The 19,838-nt window shown below is 64.8% G+C and carries 18 protein-coding genes; 7 read left to right on the top strand and 11 right to left on the bottom strand.

Going from position 1 to position 19,838, the window contains the following annotated elements; all coding sequences use genetic code 11:
• The first annotated feature begins 375 nt into the window (after positions 1 to 375).
• The 7 genes from ACO06J_RS13750 (at position 376) to ACO06J_RS13720 (ending at position 8,521) form a co-directional block, all read left to right on the top strand.
• Complete coding sequence (locus tag ACO06J_RS13750) at positions 376 to 1,266, top strand: flagellar hook-length control protein FliK (protein WP_421761289.1); 891 nt, start codon at positions 376 to 378, stop codon at positions 1,264 to 1,266.
• A complete protein-coding gene (locus ACO06J_RS13745) occupies positions 1,263 to 1,544 on the top strand; it encodes an EscU/YscU/HrcU family type III secretion system export apparatus switch protein (protein WP_421761288.1) in 282 nt (93 codons plus the stop codon). Before ACO06J_RS13750 ends, ACO06J_RS13745 begins: the two co-directional genes overlap by 4 nt.
• Before the next feature lie 310 nt (positions 1,545 to 1,854).
• The gene (locus ACO06J_RS13740; RefSeq protein WP_421758914.1) at positions 1,855 to 2,823 is read left to right on the top strand and encodes an IS110 family transposase; all 969 of its coding nucleotides are present in this window, start codon (positions 1,855 to 1,857) and stop codon (positions 2,821 to 2,823) included.
• Between the two features lie 152 nt (positions 2,824 to 2,975).
• The gene (locus tag ACO06J_RS13735) at positions 2,976 to 4,031 is read left to right on the top strand and encodes a D-TA family PLP-dependent enzyme (protein WP_421761287.1); all 1,056 of its coding nucleotides are present in this window, start codon (positions 2,976 to 2,978) and stop codon (positions 4,029 to 4,031) included.
• 19 nt (positions 4,032 to 4,050) lie between these two features.
• A complete protein-coding gene (locus tag ACO06J_RS13730; protein WP_421761286.1) occupies positions 4,051 to 4,548 on the top strand; it encodes a GNAT family N-acetyltransferase in 498 nt (165 codons plus the stop codon).
• 124 nt (positions 4,549 to 4,672) lie between these two features.
• On the top strand, positions 4,673 to 6,490 hold the full coding sequence (locus tag ACO06J_RS13725) for a putative bifunctional diguanylate cyclase/phosphodiesterase (protein WP_421761285.1): 1,818 nt from the start codon (positions 4,673 to 4,675) through the stop codon (positions 6,488 to 6,490).
• A 60-nt stretch (positions 6,491 to 6,550) separates the two neighbouring features.
• Positions 6,551 to 8,521, top strand: a complete 1,971-nt coding sequence (locus ACO06J_RS13720; RefSeq protein WP_421761284.1) for a PhoX family protein — start codon at positions 6,551 to 6,553, stop codon at positions 8,519 to 8,521.
• 174 nt (positions 8,522 to 8,695) lie between these two features.
• Here ACO06J_RS13720 and ACO06J_RS13715 read toward each other — a convergent pair whose 3' ends face one another.
• The 11 genes from ACO06J_RS13715 to ACO06J_RS13665 all read right to left on the bottom strand — a co-directional run bounded on the left by ACO06J_RS13715 (position 8,696) and on the right by ACO06J_RS13665 (position 19,764).
• Positions 8,696 to 9,670 (bottom strand): ABC transporter substrate-binding protein, encoded by a 975-nt coding sequence (locus ACO06J_RS13715; protein WP_421761283.1) that lies wholly within the window; start codon positions 9,668 to 9,670, stop codon positions 8,696 to 8,698.
• A gap of 23 nt (positions 9,671 to 9,693) precedes the next feature.
• The gene (locus tag ACO06J_RS13710) at positions 9,694 to 10,587 is read right to left on the bottom strand and encodes an ABC transporter permease (RefSeq protein WP_421762510.1); all 894 of its coding nucleotides are present in this window, start codon (positions 10,585 to 10,587) and stop codon (positions 9,694 to 9,696) included.
• Between the two features lie 218 nt (positions 10,588 to 10,805).
• Positions 10,806 to 11,708, bottom strand: coding sequence for an ABC transporter permease (locus tag ACO06J_RS13705; protein WP_421761282.1), 903 nt, complete (start codon positions 11,706 to 11,708; stop codon positions 10,806 to 10,808).
• On the bottom strand, positions 11,705 to 12,484 hold the full coding sequence (locus ACO06J_RS13700) for an ABC transporter ATP-binding protein (protein ID WP_421761281.1): 780 nt from the start codon (positions 12,482 to 12,484) through the stop codon (positions 11,705 to 11,707). Before ACO06J_RS13700 ends, ACO06J_RS13705 begins: the two co-directional genes overlap by 4 nt.
• A complete protein-coding gene (locus tag ACO06J_RS13695) occupies positions 12,481 to 12,870 on the bottom strand; it encodes a hypothetical protein (RefSeq protein WP_421761280.1) in 390 nt (129 codons plus the stop codon). The genes ACO06J_RS13700 and ACO06J_RS13695 overlap by 4 nt, the downstream gene beginning before the upstream one ends.
• A gap of 73 nt (positions 12,871 to 12,943) precedes the next feature.
• Positions 12,944 to 14,398 (bottom strand): dihydropyrimidinase, encoded by a 1,455-nt coding sequence (hydA, locus tag ACO06J_RS13690; RefSeq protein WP_421761279.1) that lies wholly within the window; start codon positions 14,396 to 14,398, stop codon positions 12,944 to 12,946.
• On the bottom strand, positions 14,395 to 15,024 hold the full coding sequence (locus tag ACO06J_RS13685) for an endonuclease domain-containing protein (protein WP_421761277.1): 630 nt from the start codon (positions 15,022 to 15,024) through the stop codon (positions 14,395 to 14,397). Before ACO06J_RS13685 ends, hydA begins: the two co-directional genes overlap by 4 nt.
• A gap of 23 nt (positions 15,025 to 15,047) precedes the next feature.
• Positions 15,048 to 16,298, bottom strand: coding sequence for a Zn-dependent hydrolase (locus tag ACO06J_RS13680; RefSeq protein WP_421761276.1), 1,251 nt, complete (start codon positions 16,296 to 16,298; stop codon positions 15,048 to 15,050).
• A gap of 4 nt (positions 16,299 to 16,302) precedes the next feature.
• Entirely contained in the window at positions 16,303 to 16,749 is a 447-nt protein-coding gene (locus ACO06J_RS13675) for an endonuclease domain-containing protein (RefSeq protein WP_421761275.1), read from the bottom strand.
• A gap of 117 nt (positions 16,750 to 16,866) precedes the next feature.
• Entirely contained in the window at positions 16,867 to 18,363 is a 1,497-nt protein-coding gene (locus ACO06J_RS13670; protein WP_421761274.1) for a CoA-acylating methylmalonate-semialdehyde dehydrogenase, read from the bottom strand.
• Positions 18,364 to 18,432: 69 nt separating this feature from the next.
• Positions 18,433 to 19,764, bottom strand: a complete 1,332-nt coding sequence (locus ACO06J_RS13665) for an aspartate aminotransferase family protein (RefSeq protein WP_421761273.1) — start codon at positions 19,762 to 19,764, stop codon at positions 18,433 to 18,435.
• Positions 19,765 to 19,838: the final 74 nt, after the last annotated feature.

Genomic DNA, 19,838 nt, shown 5'->3' with positions numbered 1-19,838 from the left:
GGTGCGGTTCCCGGACCGCACACGGTTGCGACAGCTGCATTGGCGCCTTCGGCGCCGGTGCCGACGACACCAGCGCCGCCGCCTGCTGCCAGCGCGCCTGTCGCGACGCCACCAGCCCCGCAGGTGCCTGCCAGCGCCCCCGCGCAAGTTGCCACAGCAGCGTCGCTCCTCACTCCCGCGACCCTGCCAACCCCCGCGCCACTCTCCAGCATCCCCGCCGCCTATCCGCAACCGGCACGCCCACTGCCCGGCAATGCTCCAGCGCCACTGCCACCATCGGCCCCGGCCGCCGCGCAGCCTGCAACTGTTCCCGCGGCACCCACCGCGACACCCCCTCCCATTGCCCAACCCGCAGTCCCGACACCTGCGCCACCAGTGTCCGCGCCAACCCTCACCCTCGCCGATCCAGCCCAGGCCGCCGCCCGCCAGCAATCGGCCGCGCCCTTGCTCGCGAGCCTCTCCACCCTCGCCGCGGCCGCAACCCCGTTGCCCCGTCCGGTGATCGAGGCGGCGCTAAAGGTCCTCGCCACCCGCATCGATCTCAACCAGGCGCCACCCACCCCCGCAGCCCTCCGCGAGGCAGTGCTCGGTGCTGGCGTCCTCGCCCAACCCGCCGCTGTGCCCACCGATTCCAAGCTCGCGCTCGTGCAACTCCGCTCCGCGCTCGTCGCCTTCCTCGGCAGCGCGGCCATCCCTGCACCGCCCACCGGCCGTCGCCCGCCCCCGCCATTGCGGGGCGAAGACCCGCGCGCACCATCTCCCGAATCCCCACCGCCCGATGACGGCACCCCGCACGATGCGGCGCGCACGCTGCTCAGTCACACCGATGGCGCCCTGTCGCGGCTGAAGCTGCTGCAACTCGCCTCCCAGCCCGCCGATGCGCGCCCAAATCCAGCTGCACCAGCCGAGTATCGCGTCGAAATTCCGATGATGCTGGGCACTGAAACCGGCATCATGCAGCTTCAGATCCAGCGCGATGCGCACAACAAATCCCAGCCAAAGGCGCGCGGCTGGCGCATGCGCTTTGCCCTCAGCTTTTCCGCCACCGGCGAGGTGGGAGCAGAGGTCGCGCTCCTGGGCCAAAGCGCCAGCGTCGCCCTCTGGGCCGCCGACCCCGATACGGCCGATGCGCTCGAAGCCATGCTCCCCGAACTCGCCCCCGCCCTTGCCGCCAGGGGGCTCGATGTCACAGGCGTGCGGCTCCGTCGCGGCGCGCCGCAAAAGCCTGCCCGCGCCCCGGGACAATTACTGGACAGCGCCACATGACCGACCCCGCCAACATCAACCTAGCCGTCGCCCTCCAGTACGAAAAGGGCACCACCAACGCGCCAATGATCGTCGCGAAGGGCCGCGGTGATCTCGCCCGCCGCATCGTCGAGGTGGCGGAAGCGAGGGGCGTCATCATCGAAGCCAACGGCCCCCTCGCCGAAGCCCTCGCCGGCATCGAAGTCGACGAAACCATCCCCATCGAGCTCTACGAAGCCGTCGCCGAAATCATCGGCTTCGTCCTCCGCGCCAGCGCCAAGAAGACCTGGCGGGCTTGACCTCCCAACGCGCTGCATCTGCCTTCTCCCCTTGTGGGAGAAGGTGCCCGAAGGGCGGATGAGGGGTTCTCTCCGCACACTCAGACCGCTCCTCGCCTTGCTCGGATCGCGCTACACTTCGTTTCGCGGCCCCCTTGCATGTTGGTTTTTGCGGCATTTGTTGGAAGGATGCCGCGATCCCCGGCAGATGGCCGTCTGCCGGGGATCGGACGTGCGGGACCGTCGACCCCTTGGGCTTTGGCCCGTGGATGAGTTTGGTCCGTTCGTCCTTGGCGCTGGTCCTGAACAGATGATGGGGAGCAAGTCCCGCATGCAAGGCAAGGTAATGCCCGAACCAAACGCGACGCCAGTTTATGCTGGTGTCGATGTGTGTAAAGAGTGGCTGGATGTGCACGTGCACCCGTCCGGCCAGACGCTGCGTGTCAGCAATGATGGGGTCGGTCTGAGGCGGTTGAAACGGCTGCTGGGTGGACTGGTGGTCTGCCGTGTCGTGATGGAAGCGACAGGTAAGCATCATCGGGCGGCACTGCGCTCGCTGCATGCGGCGGGTCTGGCGGTGGCGGTGGTCAATCCGCTGCGGGCCCGGCTGTTCGCCGAAGCGGCCGGCCAGCTCGCCAAGACCGATACGATCGACGCCAGACTGCTGGCGATCATGGGTGCGGCGCTTGAGCCGGCCGTGACGCCGCCACCGCCTGAGGCGCTGGAGGAGGTGTGCGAACTGGTCAATGCGCGCACCGCGGCCATGGCTGAGCGCACTGCGTTGTCCAACCGGCTGGCGACCGCCGGGACAGCCTTTCTCAAGACCGAACTGCGGCGTCTGCTGCAGACCTCGGAGCGCCATATCAAGCGGCTCGATGCCGAGATCGAACGGCGCATCATGGCCGACCCCGGGATGGCACGACGCCATGCGATACTGTGCTCGATACCAGGCATCGGATCGGTCACCGCAGCCAGCTTCCTCACTGGCCTAGCCGAACTCGGACACTGTTCGGCAAAGCAGGCCGCCATGCTGGCCGGCGTCGCGCCCGTCGCCGACGACAGCGGCGCGCGAACCGGCCGGCGCGCCATCAGGGGAGGAAGGAGGCAGGTCAGGAACGCAGCCTACATGGCCGCGCTCTCGGCAAGCCGCTACAACCCCGACCTCGCAGCCTTCGCACGACGCCTCCAAAGCACCGGCAAACGACCAAAAATCGTCCTCGTCGCCGTCATGCGAAAACTCATCGTCCTCGCCAATACCCTCATCAAACAAAATCGCCTCTGGAGCCCAATCAACCCTTGACCGAAAACACAGATGCTCATCCGGCGCTGCGCGCCACCTTCTCCCACAAGGGGAGAAGGAAGACAGAGCGCCAGGCGGACCAAGACAGCCTACCCCCTTGCTTTCCCCCTCCCGTCCGGGCGAAGTGGCGCCGCCTTTTGCGGATGCCCGTCATGACCAAAACCATTGCCGACCTCGATACCCCCACCGTCCTGATCGATATTGATCGGGTCGAAGCCAACCTTCGCCGCGCCCAGGCGCATGCGGAAAAAGAGGGCTACGCCCTCCGCCCGCACACCAAGACCCACAAGCTGCCGCAGTTCGCCAAGCGCGCCATCGAGCTCGGCGCCGTCGGCATCACCGTGCAGAAGCTGGGCGAGGCCGAGGTCATGGCTGATGCTGGCCTCACCGATATCTTCCTGCCCTACAACATCATCGGGCCGCTGAAACTTGCCCGCCTCAAGGCGCTGAACGGGCGGATCACCCTCTCGGTCACTGCAGATAGCCCCGATACCGTCGCCGGCTATGCCGCGACCTTCACCGCCGACCAGCCGCTCACCGTGCTCGTCGAATGCGATTCCGGCGGCGGGCGCTGCGGCGTGCAGTCTGGCGCCCAGGCACTGGCGCTGGCCCGCCAGATCATCGCCGCCCCCGGCCTCCGCTTCGGCGGCCTCATGACCTACCCACCGCTGCACGGCGTCGCAAAATCCAACGCCTGGCTGCGCGAGGCCATTGCCCTGTTCGATACCGCCGGCATTGCCGTGCCGCGCGTTTCCGCCGGCAACAGCCCCGATATGTGGGAACCTGCCGAAGCGCCCGTCACCGAGCGCCGCCCTGGCACCTACATCTATTTCGACCGCTTCCAGGTCCGCAAGAAGGTCGCGAGCCTCGACGATTGCGCGCTCACCGTGCTGGCGACCGTGGTCAGCCGCCCCACCGCCACCCGCGTCGTGCTCGATACCGGCTCCAAGTCCCTCACCTCCGACCTCATGGGCATGGATGGCTATGGCCTCGTCATGGGCACCGACCTTGTGGTCAAGGCGCTCTCCGAAGAACATGGCGTCATCGAAATGCCGGCAGCCTCGGATTGGCCACGCATCGGCGACCGGCTGCGCATCATCCCCAACCACGCCTGCGTCGTCTCCAACCTTTTTGACAGCGTCACGCTGATCTCGGGCGACACCGTCACCGGCACGCTCAAGGTCGCGAGCCGCGGGCGGGTCGATTGATGCTGGGGCAGGGCACCTCATGAGCGACCTCCTCGTCCGCCTCTACGATCTGCCCGTAAGCGAAGCGGAGCCGCGTCTCGCGGCGTCCGGCATCACTATCCGCCGGGCCTTGCCGCCCGAACGTGGGCTGATCGCCACCTGGGTTGAGCAGCACTTCCATAGCCTCTGGGCCTCGGAAGTTGCCGTGGCGATGAGCCAGCACCCGATGACCACCTGGGTCGCGGTCAAGGACGGCGAACTGCTCGGCTTTGCCTGCCACGATGCCACTGCCAAGGGCTTTTTCGGCCCTACCGGTGTTGCGGAATCGGCCCGCGGCCAGGGCGTCGGCGAGGCGCTGCTGCTGGCAACGCTGCGTGGCATGCGCGAGGCCGGCTATGCCTATGCCGTCATCGGCGATCCAGGCCCAGTGGCGTTTTATCTCAAACGCCTCGATGCCATGGTCATCCCCAAGTCGAGCCCCGGGATCTATCGCGGCATGCTGCGGCCCGCCGCGCCCAGCCCCGCCAATACGGACTAACCGTCTCTTTACCCCATTGGCCTAGTCTAGAGCCTTGCAACGCCCGGTTTTTCAGGCGCTCGGACCTAGGCGGTATATTGCGCCGAAATTGCCGGACGCTCCGGGACTTTGGGATTGGCTCGGCTTGGGCAAGAAACGCAGCTCCGTTCCTCTCGGCGAGGACCTTGCACCGCCTCAGGCGGCATCAAGCGATGCTGAGCTCAAAAAGCTGAAGCGCAGCCTGTCCCAGGCCCGCACCCGGCTCCGCGCAGAACAGCTCCGCTCGCGCGCCATTCTCGACAATCTCGCCCAGGGTGTGTCGCTCTACGACCGGCGCGCCCGTCTCGTTGCCTGCAACCAGCAGTTCCTCGATATCTACCGCCTGCCACCGGCCTTCGGCCGCCCCGGCACCAGTTTCCGTTCCATTCTTGAAGCCCGCGTCGTCGGCAACACCCATGTCGGGGACGACGCCGAGGCCTATGTTTCGGACCGTCTCGGGGCCGTCCGCGAAAACCGGCCGCTGGGCGATATCCACCGGCTGAACTCCGGCCAGGTCATTTCCATGACCCACCAGCCCATGGCCGATGGCGGCTGGGTCTCGACCCACCGCGATGTCACCGAATTGTTCAACATGCAGGCCGAGCTCACTCATCTCGCCTATCACGATCCGCTCACCAGCCTGCCCAACCGCACGCTCTACTATCAGCGTCTCGCGGCCGCCTTTTCCGCCGTCCCGGTCACCGGTGGCTTCGCGGTGCTGGGCCTCGATCTCGATGGCTTCAAGCCGATCAACGATACGCTCGGCCACGCCACCGGCGATGCCCTGCTGCAGCAGTTCGCGCTCCGGCTTTCGAGCGTTATCGGACCCGACGACACCGCAGCCCGCATGGGGGGCGACGAGTTCGCCGTGCTCCACGCCAGCCCCGATGTGGTCAGCGCCCTTGCGCTCGCCCAGCGTATCCGCGAGGTGACGTCCCAGCCCTACGATTTCAACGGCCAGGTGGTCACCATTGCCGTCGGCATCGGTATCGCGCTGGCCCCCACCGATGGCACCACCACCGATGAATTGCTGCACAGCGCCGATCTCGCGCTCTATGCCGCCAAGCGGCTGAAACGTGGTGGCATCCGGCAATTCGAGCCGCTGATGGATCACGCCGTGATCGAACGCCAGCGCTTCGAGGCCGATCTGCGGCGGGCGCTGGAGCAGGGCGAGTTCGAGCTCTTCTACCAGCCCATCCTCAACCTCGCATCGAAGCAGATTTCCGGCTTCGAGGCCCTGCTACGCTGGCGCCACCCGGAAGACGGGTTGGTCTCGCCCGCCGAGTTCATCCCCGTTGCAGAAGAGATCGGGCTCATCGTGCCGATGGGCGAGTGGGTGATCCGTGAGGCACTGGCCGAGGCGGCAAGCTGGCCGGCCGAACTCCGCATCGCGGTCAACGTTTCCTCGATCCAGCTCCGCCGCGGCAATCTCGTCGCCACGTTGATGAATGCGCTGGCCACCACCGGCATCGCCCATGGCCGGGTCGAAATCGAAATCACCGAGTCGGTGTTTCTCGAAAACTCCGAAGAAAGCCTCGAAACCCTCCGCCAGCTCCATGCGCTCGGCGTCCGCATCGCGCTCGATGATTTCGGCACCGGCTATTCCGCGCTCGGGTACCTCCTCGCCTTCCCCTTCGACAAGATCAAGATCGACGGCACGTTCGTCCGCGCCCTCGACAACGCCGCCGGGGCCCAGACCATCGTCAGCGCCGTCGCCGATATCGGCACCCGCCTCAACATGACCACCACCGCCGAAGGCGTCGAAACCGCCGAACAGCTGCGCAATGTCGTCGCTGCCGGCTACACCGAAGTGCAGGGCTACCTCGTCTCCCGCCCCATGCCCCGCGAATCCGTCCGCCGCCTCCTCAACGGCGCCTACGACACCATGCCCGAGGCGCCGTCCGAGATGCGCGAGGCGGGTTAGCCGTCACGCCGCTGTCACCCACCAACGTCATGTTTTGCCCCATTGTTTGGGAGCACGATAATGACCGACCGTTTGAAGACCCGGGCGCGGCCCACCCGCCGCCAGGCCATGACCACGAAATATTCCGATCTCCTCGTTGAGGGCTATTCCCGCCGCACCGTGCTGAAAGGTCTTCTCGCCGGCACTGCGCTTGCCACCTCCGGCCTTTCTTTCGCCGCTGCAGCGGCCAGCAATTCACCCTCGACGCTCACCTTCCCCGAGTTGAGCCGCATTACCGATCCGGCCGATCACTGGCCCGAAGGCTATCGCCGCCAGATCCTGCTGCGCTGGGGCGATCCGCTGTTCGCCGATAGCCCGGCCTTCGATCTCGCCACCCTCGATGGCGACGCTGCCGCGCGCCAGTTCGGCTACAACAACGATTTCACCGCCTTCCTGCCGCTCCCCTGGGGCTCAGAGAGCAACGATCACGGCCTCCTCGTGGTCAACCACGAATACGCCGCCCCCTACCTGATGTTCCCCGGCGTCACCGACGAGGACTACAAGGAAAAACTCAGCGAGGCCCAGATCCGTGCCGTCGCCGCCTCCACCGGCATTTCCGTCGTCGAGGTCAAGCGCGACGGTGCCGAGTGGAAAACCGTGCTCGACGGCCAATACAATCGCCGCGTTCATCTCTTCACCGAAATGACGTTGTCCGGCCCCGCCGCAGGCGATGATCGGCTCAAGACCTCAATCGATCCAACTGGCACCGTGGTCTTCGGCTCGATCTCCAACTGCTCGGGCGGCATCACCCCCTGGGGCACCATGCTCTCGGGTGAGGAAGGCGGCATGGATGTCTTTGCCGGCGACTACACCAAGCTCGCCGATCAGGAACTGGTCGAGCGCCAGGGCTGGGACGAAGACGAAAACGACGGCTATGGCCTCGGCAAGTACGAGCCGCGCCTCAATTTCGAAGCCGAGCCCAACGAATGGCTGAAGTTCGACTGGGTGGTCGAGATCGATCCGTTCGACCCGACGGCCAAACCCGTCAAGCGCACCGCGCTTGGCCGCTTCACCCATGAAGGCGCCCAGGTCACCACGGCGCCGGATGGCCGGATCGTCATCTACATGGGCGACGATGACGACTTCGAATATCTCTACAAGTTCGTCACCCGCGACGTCTGGAACCCCACCGATCGCGCCGCCAACAAGGATCTGCTTGATAACGGCACGCTCTATGTCGCCCGCTTCGATGCCGATGGCACCATGACCTGGCTGCCGCTGGTCGCTGGCGAAGGCCCGCTCACCGCCGCAAACGGCTACCACACCCAGGCCGACGTGGCGCTGCGCACCCGCATGGCGGCCGATCTGGTCGGCGCTACCCCGATGGATGCGCCCGAGGGCTTCACGCCCCATCCCAAAACGGGCCGCATCTACGTTGCCATGACCGAAAACGAGGACCGGTTGCCCAAGGGCGAGGGCGATGCCCGCGAGCAGGTGAATGCCGCCAACCCGCGTTCACCCAATCCCGATGGCCACCTCCTCGAACTGTCTCCTCCCGGCGCGCCCGATGCGGCCGATCATGCCGCGACCAACTACACATGGGACGCGTTTCTCCTCTGCGGCGATCCCAAGGACGCCGCAAGCGGCGCCTTCGTTCACCCCGAAACTTCTGAAAACGGCTGGTTCACCGACCCCGATAACCTTGCGGTCGATCCTGCTGGCCGGCTCTGGGTCACCACCGATGGCCCGCCAGATGCCGGCTTTAACGACGCGCTCTACGCCATGGACACCGAGGGCCCCGGCAAGGCGCTCCCCAAGCTGTTCTACCTGCCGCCCGTCGGTTCCGAAGTCTGCTCGCCAACCTTCACGCCCGGCGGCAAGACCATGTTTATTTCCATCCAGCACCCGGGCGAACTTCGCCTCGAAGACGGCGAGGACGCCACCAGCATGGCCGACGCCGGCACCACCTGGCCCGACTTCAAGGACGGCATGCCGGCAAGGCCCTCACTGGTCGTTCTGGTCCGCGAAGATGGCGGCGAAATCGGCTCGTAAAGCGCGTCCGGCCCCTCACCCCGTCCCTCTCCCCGGAGGGGAGAGGGGGCGATAGGTGCACCGTCCGTTGTGTCCCCTCTCCCCTCCGGGGAGAGGGTCAGGGTGAGGGGGAGTTCACCTCACAAACAAAAAAGGCGGGGTCTCCCCCGCCTTTCCCATTCTATCCGTCAAACCTTAGAGCTTGTCGGTGATCGCCGAGGTGAACGCACCCGTGGGCTTGGTCTTGATGATCTTCTGGTCGAGCAGGGCCTTCTCGGTGCGGTCATAGGCGGACGCGCTGAGCTTGAAGTCCTTGGCGTCGACGAGCTTGGCCACTTCGCCCATCATGTACTTCTGGTGGTCGAGGGTCTGTGCACCCGACTCGTCATTGGCGATGACGATCTGGGCAGCTTCATCGGGGTTGTCGATCGCATACTGCCAGCCCTTCTGGGCGGCACGGACGAAGCGGACCATCTTGTCGGCAAAGGCCGGGTCAGCCAGCTTGTCTTCCATGGCATAGAGGCCGTCTTCGAGCAGGTCATTGCCGAGGTCGGTGTAGTTGAAGATCACCAGCTTGTCGGTGGTAAAGCCCGCGTCGATCGCCTGGCCGAGCTCGTTGTACGTCATCACCGAGATACAGTCGGCCTGCTTCTGGATCAGCGGCTGCACGTCGAACGACTGCTTGAGGACGTTAACGCCATCGGCGCCGCCTTCAGTCGGGATGCCCAGCTTGTTCATCCAGGCGTAGAACGGATACTCATTGCCGTAGAACCAGACGCCGAGGGTGTGACCCTTGAAGTCGGCTTCGGTCTGTACCGGGCCATCCTTCGGGCAGATCATCAGGAGGCCGGATTTCTTGAACGGCTGGGCGATATTGACCAGCGGCACGCCCTGTTCGCGGGCAGCGAGCGCGCCACCCATCCAGTCGACGATCACGTCAGCGCCACCACCGGCGATCACCTGCTCGGGCGCCACGTCCGGGCCACCCGGCTTGATCGTGATGTCGATGCCTTCGTCGGTGAAAAAGCCCTTGTCCTTGGCCACGTAATAGCCAGCGAACTGCGCCTGCGTCACCCACTTGAGCTGCAGCGTCACCGGATCGGCTGCAAAGCTGGCCGAAGCGCCCAGCGCCATTGCGCCGGCAACCAGACCCACGAGAAGTTTCTTCATTCCCACGTTTCCCTTTTTCCCTGTTACGTCCGTCCACCACGGACAGACGGATGCCAAAAGGTGACGGCCCGCTCGATGAGCGCCACCACCCCGTAAAAGACCGAGCCCGCCAGTGCAGCAACGGCGATCTCGGCCCAGACCATCTCGACATTGAGCTTGCCGATCTCAGACGAGATGCGAAAGCCCATGCCAACGATGGGTGTCCCGAAGAATTCAGCTACGATTGCGCCGATCAGCGCCAGAGTCGAGTTGATCTTGAGCGCATTGAAGATGAACGGCGCCGCCGCCGGCAATCTCAACTTGAACAGCGTCTGCCAATACCCTGATGCATAGGTGCGCATCAGGTCGCGCTCCATGGCGCCCGAGGCGTTGAGCCCCGCCACTGTGTTCACCAGCATGGGGAAGAACGTCATGATCACCACCACCGCCGCCTTGCTTGGCCAGTCAAAGCCAAACCAGGTGACCATGATCGGTGCAATGCCGATCAGCGGCAGGGCGGAAACGAAATTGCCCACCGGCAGCAGCCCGCGCTTGAGGAAGGGCGAGCGGTCGATGGCAATCGCCACCGCAAACCCCACCCCGCAGCCGAGCGCATAGCCGATCAGCACCGCCTTCAAAAACGTCTGCTGGAAATCCGCCGCGAGCTTGGGCACGTTCTCGGTCAGCGTCTGCCAGATGCCCGATGGCGAAGGCAGCAGCACCTTGGGCACATTGCCGCCCCGCGTGATCGCCTCCCACGCGACAAGGATCGCAATTCCGAATATCGCCGGAATCAGCACCCCCACGGGCTGCGGCACCGCTTTCGCCGCCACCGCCCGCGCCAGCCGCTCGGCAAACAGCCATGCGAACACCCAGCTCGAAACCAGCGCGAACCAGTAGCCCGGGCCGGCCTGCTCGATGGTCTCAAGCGCCAGCATCAGTGCCATCGCGCCAAATACCGCCAGCGCCCCATCAACCCAGAGGCTGAACCGCACCCAGATCCGCACCCCGCTGGCGATCGCCAGCACCAGGAACACCCCGGCCAGCGGGAATTCCCACACCGGCAAAGGTGCGCCCTCGGTTGCCGCAAATTCGAAGATCAGCGCAATCAGCGCCAACCCCGCCGCTGCTGCCGCCAAGGTCCGCTGCAGCCCGGTCATGCCCGCGCTCCAAGGCTGCGGTTGGTCATCCGTTCGGCAAGCGTCACCAGCGCGATCAGTGCGCCCGCTAGCAGCGATGCCGTCAGCAGTGCCGACCAGATCTGGATGGTCTGCCCATAATACGAGCCCGCCAGCAGCCGCGCCCCCAGCCCGTTGCCGCCACCCGCCGGCAACTCACCGACGATCGCGCCCACAAGGCTCGCCGCCACCCCCACCTTCATCGAGGTGAACAGGTACGGCAGCGCAATCGGCCAGCGCAGCTTCAAAAACGTCTGCACCCGCGAGGCATTGTAGGTGTGCATCAGGTCAAGCTGGATCGCCTCGGGGCTGCGGAAGCCCTTGACCATCCCCACCACCACCGGAAAAAAGCTGAGATACGTCGAAATCAGCGCCTTGGGCACCAGCCCCGAAATCCCCACCGCGTTCAGCACCACGATCACCATCGGCGCAATCGCGAGGATGGGGATGGTCTGGCTGGCGATGATCCACGGCATCAGCGAGCGATCCATCGCCCCGTTATGAACGATCAGCACAGCCAGCCCGATCCCGAACCCCGTGCCGATCACAAACCCCAGCAGCGTCGCCGAAAGCGTGATCCAGCCGTGGTAGACGAGGCTCTTCTTGCTGGTCACCGCCTGCTCGACCGTGGTCTTCCAGAACTCAGCCACCACCTGGTGCGGCGCCGGCAGCAGCGGCTTGTCATAGTTCAGCACGTCATAAAGCTGCTGCGTCACCGTCACGCCAGTGACGTCCTTGCGCTGGTAAAGATCCGTCATCCCCTGCCAGTTCATCAGCACGGCAGCGACGTACCAGACGACGACCAGCGCCGCGAGCACGGCGAGGATCGCAAACCCATTGCTCTCGCGCCAATGCGGTTTCACCGGGGCCATTGTGCTCATTCCTCGTAGGAATGGCCGGCCCTGAGGCCTTCGCGCACCCGGTGCGCAATTGCGAGAAATTCCGGCGTCTCGCGGATATCGAGCGGCCGCTCGGCCGGCAGCGTCGAGGTGATGACGTCTGTCACCCGCCCCGGCCGCGGGCTCATCACCACGATCTTGGTCGATAGATACACCGCCTCGGGGATCGAGTGCGTGACGAACGCGATGGTCTTCTGCGTCCGTGCCCAGAGCTTCAGCAGCTCCGAATTGAGGTGGTCGCGCACGATCTCGTCCAGCGCCCCGAACGGCTCGTCCATCAGCAACAGGTCCGCGTCGAACGCCAGCGCACGCGCAATCGAGGCACGCTGCTGCATGCCGCCCGAAAGCTGCCAGGGGAACTTCTTTTCGAACCCCTCAAGGTTCACCAGTTCCATGGTGCGCTTGATCCGCGCCGCCTGATCCGCGCCGGAAATCCCCATGATCTCAAGCGGCAGCGCAATGTTCTGCGCAATCGTCCGCCACGGAAACAGCGCCGGCGCCTGGAACACATAGCCATAGGAGCGGTTGGTTCGCGCATCGGTCGGGCTGGTGCCGTTGACACTGATCGTCCCCGATGTCGGCTGTTCGAGATCGGCGATCACCCGCAGAAACGTGGTCTTGCCGCAGCCCGAAGGGCCGATGAACGAGACGAACTCACCCTTTTGAATGTCGAGATTGACGTCGGAGAGCGCCACCACATCGCCATCGGCGGTGGAAAAGGTCAGCCCCAGCCCTTTTGCAGAAACAACCGACGTCAAATGCGCACCCCCGGCGACAAATCCTCAACTCCCGGGCACGCCAGAAGCGGCCCCCATTCTGCCTGACCGTTGACCGAAACGAAGAACCCCGCCTCGCCCCTATCGGCAATGCTCACCGCATCGATCCCCTCATGCCCATCGCCGCTGCACACCGCCCCGACGCTGAACCCGCCACTCTCAGTTGCGGTGAGCGACATGAAATCACACCCGCCCTTGCCGCTCGAAACCGTATCGGGCGTCAGCACCACCATATCGGGGCTCGCCTTCCCCGTCATATAGAACGCACACCCCGCCCCATTCCCAAACACCCCCGCAATCGGCACCACGCCTGCCAGGGCAGGGGAGGCAAAGCCAAGCATCGCGACAGCAATGGCCCACCGCTTCACCTCTCCCTTAGGGGGAGAGGTCGGCCGAAGGCCGGGTGAGGGGGCCTTTGCAGAAGGCGCGTGCGTCACCCGATCACACCCCGCTCGCCGGAATTCCCGTCCGCTCCACCTTGCGCGGCGCAGAAATCTCTTTCCACTGGCTGAGCGCCCGGTTCACCGGGTTCTTGGCCTCGCGGGCGACGAACTTGCCATGGCCCGGCTGCGCGTCGATCTTGCCCTCGGTCACCGCCACATGTCCGCGCGTCAGCGTGAAGCGCGGCAGGCCGGTGAGTTCGAACCCTTCGAACACGTTGTAGTCGATCACCGATTGCTGGGTCTTGGCCGAAACCGTCTTGGTCCGCTTGGGGTCCCACACCACGATATCGGCATCGGCACCCACGAGGATCGCGCCCTTCTGCGGGTAGCAGTTGAGGATTTTCGCAATATTGGTCGAGGTCACCGCGACGAACTCGTTCATCGTCAGCCGCCCGGTATTGACCCCCTTGGTCCACAGCACCGGCAGCCGGTCCTCGAGCCCGCCCGTACCGTTGGGGATCTTGGCAAAATTGCCGATCCCGTTCCGCTTCTGCGCCGTGGTGAAGGCGCAATGGTCGGTCGCCACCACCGAGAGCGAACCCGATTGCAGCCCGGCCCACAGCGAATCCTGGTGCTGCTTGTTGCGGAACGGCGGGCTCATCACCCGGCGCGCGGCATAGTCCCAGTCGCGGTTGAAATATTCGCTCTCGTCGAGCGTCAGGTGCTGCACCAGCGGCTCGCCCCAGACGCGCATCCCCTTCTGCCGCGCCCGGCGGATCGCCTCATGCGCCTGCTCGCAGGAAACGTGCACCACATAGAGCGGCACCCCCGCCATGTCGGCAATCATGATCGCCCGGTTGGTCGCCTCGCCTTCCACTTCCGGCGGCCGCGAATAGGCATGGCCCTCGGGTCCGTTATTGCCCTCGGCCAGGAGCTTCTGCGTCATCGCCGCCACCACGTCGCCATTCTCGGCATGCACCAGCGGCAACGCCCCGAGGTCGGCGCAGCGTGAAAACGACGAGAACATCTCGTCATCATTCACCATCAGCGCGCCCTTGTAGGCCATGAAGTGCTTGAACGAGGTGATGCCGCGATCGACCACATCGGCCATCTCGTTGAACACCTGCTCGCCCCACCAGGTGATCGCCATGTGGAACGAGTAGTCCGCCGAGGCCTTCGAGGTCTTGTTGTCCCACATCTTGAGCGCATCAAGCAGCGACTGGTTGGGCGAGGGGAGGCAGAAATCCACCACCATGGTCGTCCCGCCCGCCAGCCCCGCCCGCGTGCCGCTCTCGAAATCGTCGGCCGAATAGGTCCCCATGAACGGCATTTCGAGATGCGTATGCGGATCAATCCCGCCCGGCATCACGTAACAGCCAGTGGCATCGAGGATTTCTCCGCCCGACAGGTTCTGCCCGATCTCGGTAATCTTTCCACCTTCGACGCGCACATCGGCGACGTAAGTCAGATCCGCGGTAACGACAGTGCCGCCTTTGATGATTTTGGAAGTCATGGCTGTTTCCCCGTGTTGCTCAAAGACCCCTCACCCGTCTCGGCCTGCGGCCGATCCACCCTCTCCCCGACGGGGAGAGGAACAGGCGGTGCCTCGTTCGATACTCTCGCGGCCAGCGCCGCACTCGCCGCGCGTGCTCCCCTTATTCCTCTCCCCGTCGGGGAGAGGGTGGCCTGCGCATAGCGCAGGTCGGGTGAGGGGTTCCCCGCGATGACGGCGCGGATCGTCTCCAGCACGCCGTCGCGGTTGCGCATCACATCATTGTTCCAGAACCGCAGCACCGAGTAGCCTTGGCCCAGGAGAAACGACGTCCGGCGGATATCCCGATCCGGTTCCGCATGCTGGCCGCCATCAAGCTCGACAATCAGCGCCACCTCACGGCAGGCAAAATCAGCAAAATACGGCCCCACCGGCATCTGACGCACGAACTTGAGCCCGTCGAGATTGCGGTTCCGCAGCACATACCAGAGCCGGTTCTCGGCATCCGTACCCTGCTTCCGCAACTGCCGCGCACGCCGTGTTACAGCGATAGGGGCACCATTCTTCTCCCCGTCGGGGAGAAGGTGGCCCGCAGGGCCGGATGAGGGGGCTGAGCCCCCGAATGATTGGGGCGCATCAGCAGTCATCGCAACTGGATACGCCTCCATCCTCAACCCACAATCTCCGCCGTCTCCAGCACCGCGCGCAGCAGCACATCCGTCCCCGCCGCCGCCCATTCCTTTGAAATCTCTTCGTCCTCGTTGTGGCTCAGGCCATCAACGCACGGGCACATGATCATCGCGCTCGGCGCCACCCGGTTGATCCAGCACGCGTCGTGCCCGGCGCCCGAAACGATGTCGCGGTGCGAATAGCCCAGCTCCTTGGCCGCCGCGCGCACATTGCCCACCAGGGTCTTGTCGAACGTCACCGGATCGAAATGGCCCACCTGCTCGACCTCTGCCCCGATATCGAGCCCCTCGGCAATGTTCTCGATGCCGCCGCGGATGCGCTCGTCCATCTCGTCCAGCACCGCCTTGTCGGGCGAGCGGATGTCGATGGTGAAGACGGTCTTGCCCGCAATGATGTTGCGCGAATTGGGGTAGACCTCGATATGGCCAACCGCGCCCACGGCGTTGGGCTGGTAGTCCATCGCCACCTCGTGCACCAGTTCGATCACCCGCGCCATGCCGAGGCTGGCATTGCGGCGCTTCGGCATCGGGGTGGAGCCGGTATGCGCGTCGCGCCCGGTGAGCGTCACCTGCAGCCACTTGAGCCCCTGGCCGTGCGTCACGACGCCGATATCGATCCCCTCGTCCTCAAGGATCGGGCCCTGCTCGATATGGAGTTCGTAGTACGCGTGGATCTTCCGCGCCCCCACCACTTCGTCACCCTTCCAGCCGATCCGCTCAAGCTCGGCGCCGAAGGTTTTGCCCTCTTTGTCCTTGTGCTGGTAAACGTCTTCCTGCGCCAGCACCCCGGCGAAGACGCCCGAGGCCATCATCGCCGGCGCAAAGCGCGCGCCTTCCTCATTGGTCCAGTTCACCACCACGATCGGGCGGCGCGTCTTGATGTCGAGGTCGTTGAGCGTGCGGATCACTTCGAGCCCGCCCAAAACCCCAAGCACGCCATCATAGCGCCCGCCGGTCGGCTGCGTGTCGAGGTGGCTGCCCACATAAACCGGATCGAGCCCCGGCTCGGCGCCTTCACGGCGCGCAAACATGGTGCCCATCTGATCGAGCCCCATGCTCATCCCAGCAGCTTCGCACCAGCGCTGGAACAGCTTCCGGCCCTCGCCATCCTCGTCCGTCACCGTCTGCCGGTTCGATCCCCCCGCCACCCCCGGCCCGATCTCGGCCAGCTCATGGATCGAATCCCAGAGCCGCTCAGGGTTGATACGCAGGTTCTCACCGGGTGCGGGCATGGGTCTACTCTTTGGCAAATTGTGGAACGGAAGGGGTGCCGCCAGCGTCCCCTCTCCCCGCTGGGGAGAGGGTGGCCGGAGCGAAGCGAAGGTCGGCTGAGGGGCAGTGCTTGAGGACGAGCAGCAACGCCTCGAGCACACCGTCTGTGTTGGTCAGGACCTCGTTGTTCCAGAACCGGAGCACCGAAAAGCCCTCTGCGTTCAGAAAACGCGTGCGTGCGATATCCGCCTCGGTCGAGTGCTGGCCACCATCGACCTCTACAACCAGCATCTCATCGCGGCAGACAAAATCAGTGAAGTAGGGGCCAACGGCATATTGGCGAACGAACTTGAAGCCTTCCACCTGGCGGCTTCTGAGCCGGCTCCACAGCTTGCGCTCGGCGTCAGTGCTTGCCGCTCTGAGGCTGCGCGCCCGTTGTCTCAGCCGCGCATCGCCGTGACTTCCCCTCACCCTGACCCTCTCCCCAGTGGGGAGAGGGGACCCGGAGGCTCCATCGCCCCCTCTCCCCTCAGGGGAGAGGGCCGGGGTGAGGGGCCGTCCCGTCAGTGAGGGGAGTGGGTGCATTTCTTACTTCATGCTCGGAAAGCTGAATTCCGCGCCGCCTTTGATACCCGCCGGCCAGCGGGTCGTTACCGTCTTGAGCCGCGTGTAAAAGTGCACGCCTTCGGGTCCGTAGATCGAGTGGTCGCCGAAAATCGAGCGCTTCCAGCCGCCGAACGAGTGGTAGGCCACCGGCACCGGCAGCGGCACGTTGATGCCCACCATGCCCACTTCGATCTTGTCGGCAAACTCGCGGGCGGCGTCGCCGTCGCGGGTGAAGATCGCCGTGCCATTGGCATATTCGTGCCCGTGGATCAGGTCGACCGCCTCCTGGTACGACTTGGCGCGCACCACCGAGAGCACCGGCCCGAAGATCTCCTCGCGGTAGATCTTCATGTCGGGGGTCACGTGGTCGAACAGCGTGCCGCCCACGAAGAACCCGTTCTCATAGCCTTGCAGCTTGAAGCCGCGGCCATCGACCACCAGTTCCGCGCCGGCTTCGACGCCCGCATCGATATAGCCGACGATCTTGTCGCGCTGCACCTTCGAGACAATCGGCCCCATCTGGGCGTCCTTGTCCGTCGACGGCCCGATCTTCAGCGCTTCGACGCGCGGCTTCAGCTTGGCAATCAGCGCATCGGCAGTCTTTTCGCCAACCGGCACCGCCACCGAAATCGCCATGCAGCGCTCGCCGGCCGAGCCATAGCCCGCGCCCATCAGCGCATCGGCAGCCTGGTCCAGGTCTGCGTCGGGGAGGATCACCATGTGGTTCTTGGCGCCGCCGAGCGCCTGAATGCGCTTACCCGCCTTGGTGCCGCGCTGGTACACATACTCGGCGATCGGGGTCGAGCCGACAAAGCTCACCGCCTTGATGTCGGGGTGGTCGAGAATGGTGTCGACCGCTTCCTTGTCGCCGTGGATGACATTGAGCACGCCGTCGGGCAGCCCGGCTTCCATCAGCAGCTGCCAGGCAAACATCGGCGCCGACGGGTCGCGCTCGCTCGGCTTCAAAATGAAAGTGTTCCCGCAGGCAATCGCCAGCGGATACATCCACATCGGCACCATGGCGGGGAAGTTGAACGGCGTGATCCCGGCGACAACGCCGAGCGGCTGGCGGTCCGAATAGCTGTCGATCGAGGGGCCGACATTGCGGGAAAACTCGCCCTTCAACAGCTGCGGGATGCCGCAGGCGAACTCGACGCAATCGATGCCGCGGGCCAATTCGCCCAGCGCGTCGTCATGCACCTTGCCATGCTCGCGGCTGATCAGCCGGGCCATCTCGTCGGCGTTCTTTTCGAGCAGTTCCTTGAACTTGAACATCACCCGCGCGCGCTTCATCGGCGTGGTATTGGCCCAGCCCGGCAGCGCCGCCTTGGCGGCAGCGACGGCGCCGTTGATCTCGTCCACGGTCGATAGCGGCAGCGTTGCCACCGCCTCGCCCGTTGCCGGGTTGAACACCGGCTGCGTCCGCGCGCTCACGCTGGTGACCAGCTTCCCGCCAATCGCATTCTGAATCGTCTGCATCACAGACCTCCGCTTCTTTTCGTTGGAACGTTCATTCTATCTCGTTCGATATAGAACATATGTTCCATTCTACTCAAGCGTCTTGAGAATGCCGGCCAGCGTGCCGATCAACTGGTCGATATGCTGCTTTTCAACGATCAGCGGCGGCGACATGGCGATGATATCGCCCGTCGTTCGGATCAGTATCCCCGCCTCGAAGGCTTTGACGAAGGCCGAGAACGCCCGCTTGGTCGGCGATCCGGCAATCGGCTCGAGCTCAATCGCGCCGATCAGGCCGAGATTGCGGATGTCGATGACATGCGGCAGGCCCTTCAGCGAGTGGAGCGCATCGGCCCAGTACTCGCCCATTTCGGCGCCGCGCGTCAGCAGCCCCTCTTCCTTGTAGGTCTCAAGCGTCGCGAGTCCCGCCGCCGAGGCGATCGGGTTGCCCGAATAGGTATAGCCGTGGAAGAACTCGATGACGTGTTCCGGCCCCTGCATGAAGGCGTCGTGGATCTCCGAGGTCACCAGCACCGCGCCCATCGGGATCACGCCATTGGTCAGCCCCTTGGCGGTCACCAGAATATCCGGCGTCACCCCGAAATAGTCCGCCGCAAACGGCGTGCCGACGCGGCCAAACCCGGTGATCACTTCGTCAAAGATCAAGAGGATGCCGTGCTTCTTGGTGATCTCGCGGAGCTTGGTAAGGTAGCCCTTGGGCGGGATCAGCACACCGGTCGAGCCGGCCACCGGCTCAACAATCACCGCTGCAATCGTCGATGCGTCATGCAGCGTGATGATGCGTTCGAGTTCAGCGAGCAGGTCCGTCGCACCCTCTTCGCGCTCGCCGCGGGTGAACTGGTTCTTGCCCGGCGTATGGGTGTGCGACATGTGGTCGACGCCTGTCAGCAGCGTGCCGAACATCTTGCGGTTAGTGACGATGCCACCCACCGAAATGCCGCCGAAATTCACCCCGTGATAGCCGCGCTCGCGGCCGATCAACCGGAACCGGGCGCCATCGCCCTTCACCCGGTGGTACGCGAGCGCCACTTTCAGCGCCGTCTCCACCGATTCCGAGCCGGAATTGGTGTAGAGCACGTGGTTCAGCCCCTCAGGCGCAATCGCCACCAGCGCATTGGCCAGTTCGAACGCCTTGGGGTGCCCCATCTGGAAGGCGGGGGCGTAGTCGAGTTCGGCCGCCTGCTCCTGGATCGCCTCGACGATCTTGGGGCGGCAATGGCCGGCGTTCACGCACCACAGGCCCGCCGTGCCATCCAGCACTTGGCGCCCGTCCGAAGTGGTATAGTGCATGTCCTTGGCGCCCACGAACATGCGCGGCGCTTTCTTGAATTGCCGGTTCGCGGTGAACGGCATCCAGAAGGCGCTGAGATCGTTCGGCGTGACGTTGCGACGGTTGGACACCTTCGGACTCCCTTGAAGTCTTTTTTGCTGAGTTGGGCCGTCAGCCCGGTTTTGGGCTTGACCTTTGGATGCGT

This window comes from Devosia sp. (assembly GCF_965229025.1).
Classification (GTDB): domain Bacteria; phylum Pseudomonadota; class Alphaproteobacteria; order Rhizobiales; family Devosiaceae; genus Devosia_A.
Note: the sequence above shows the minus strand (reverse complement) of the source record. Positions and strands in the feature narration are given on the sequence as shown.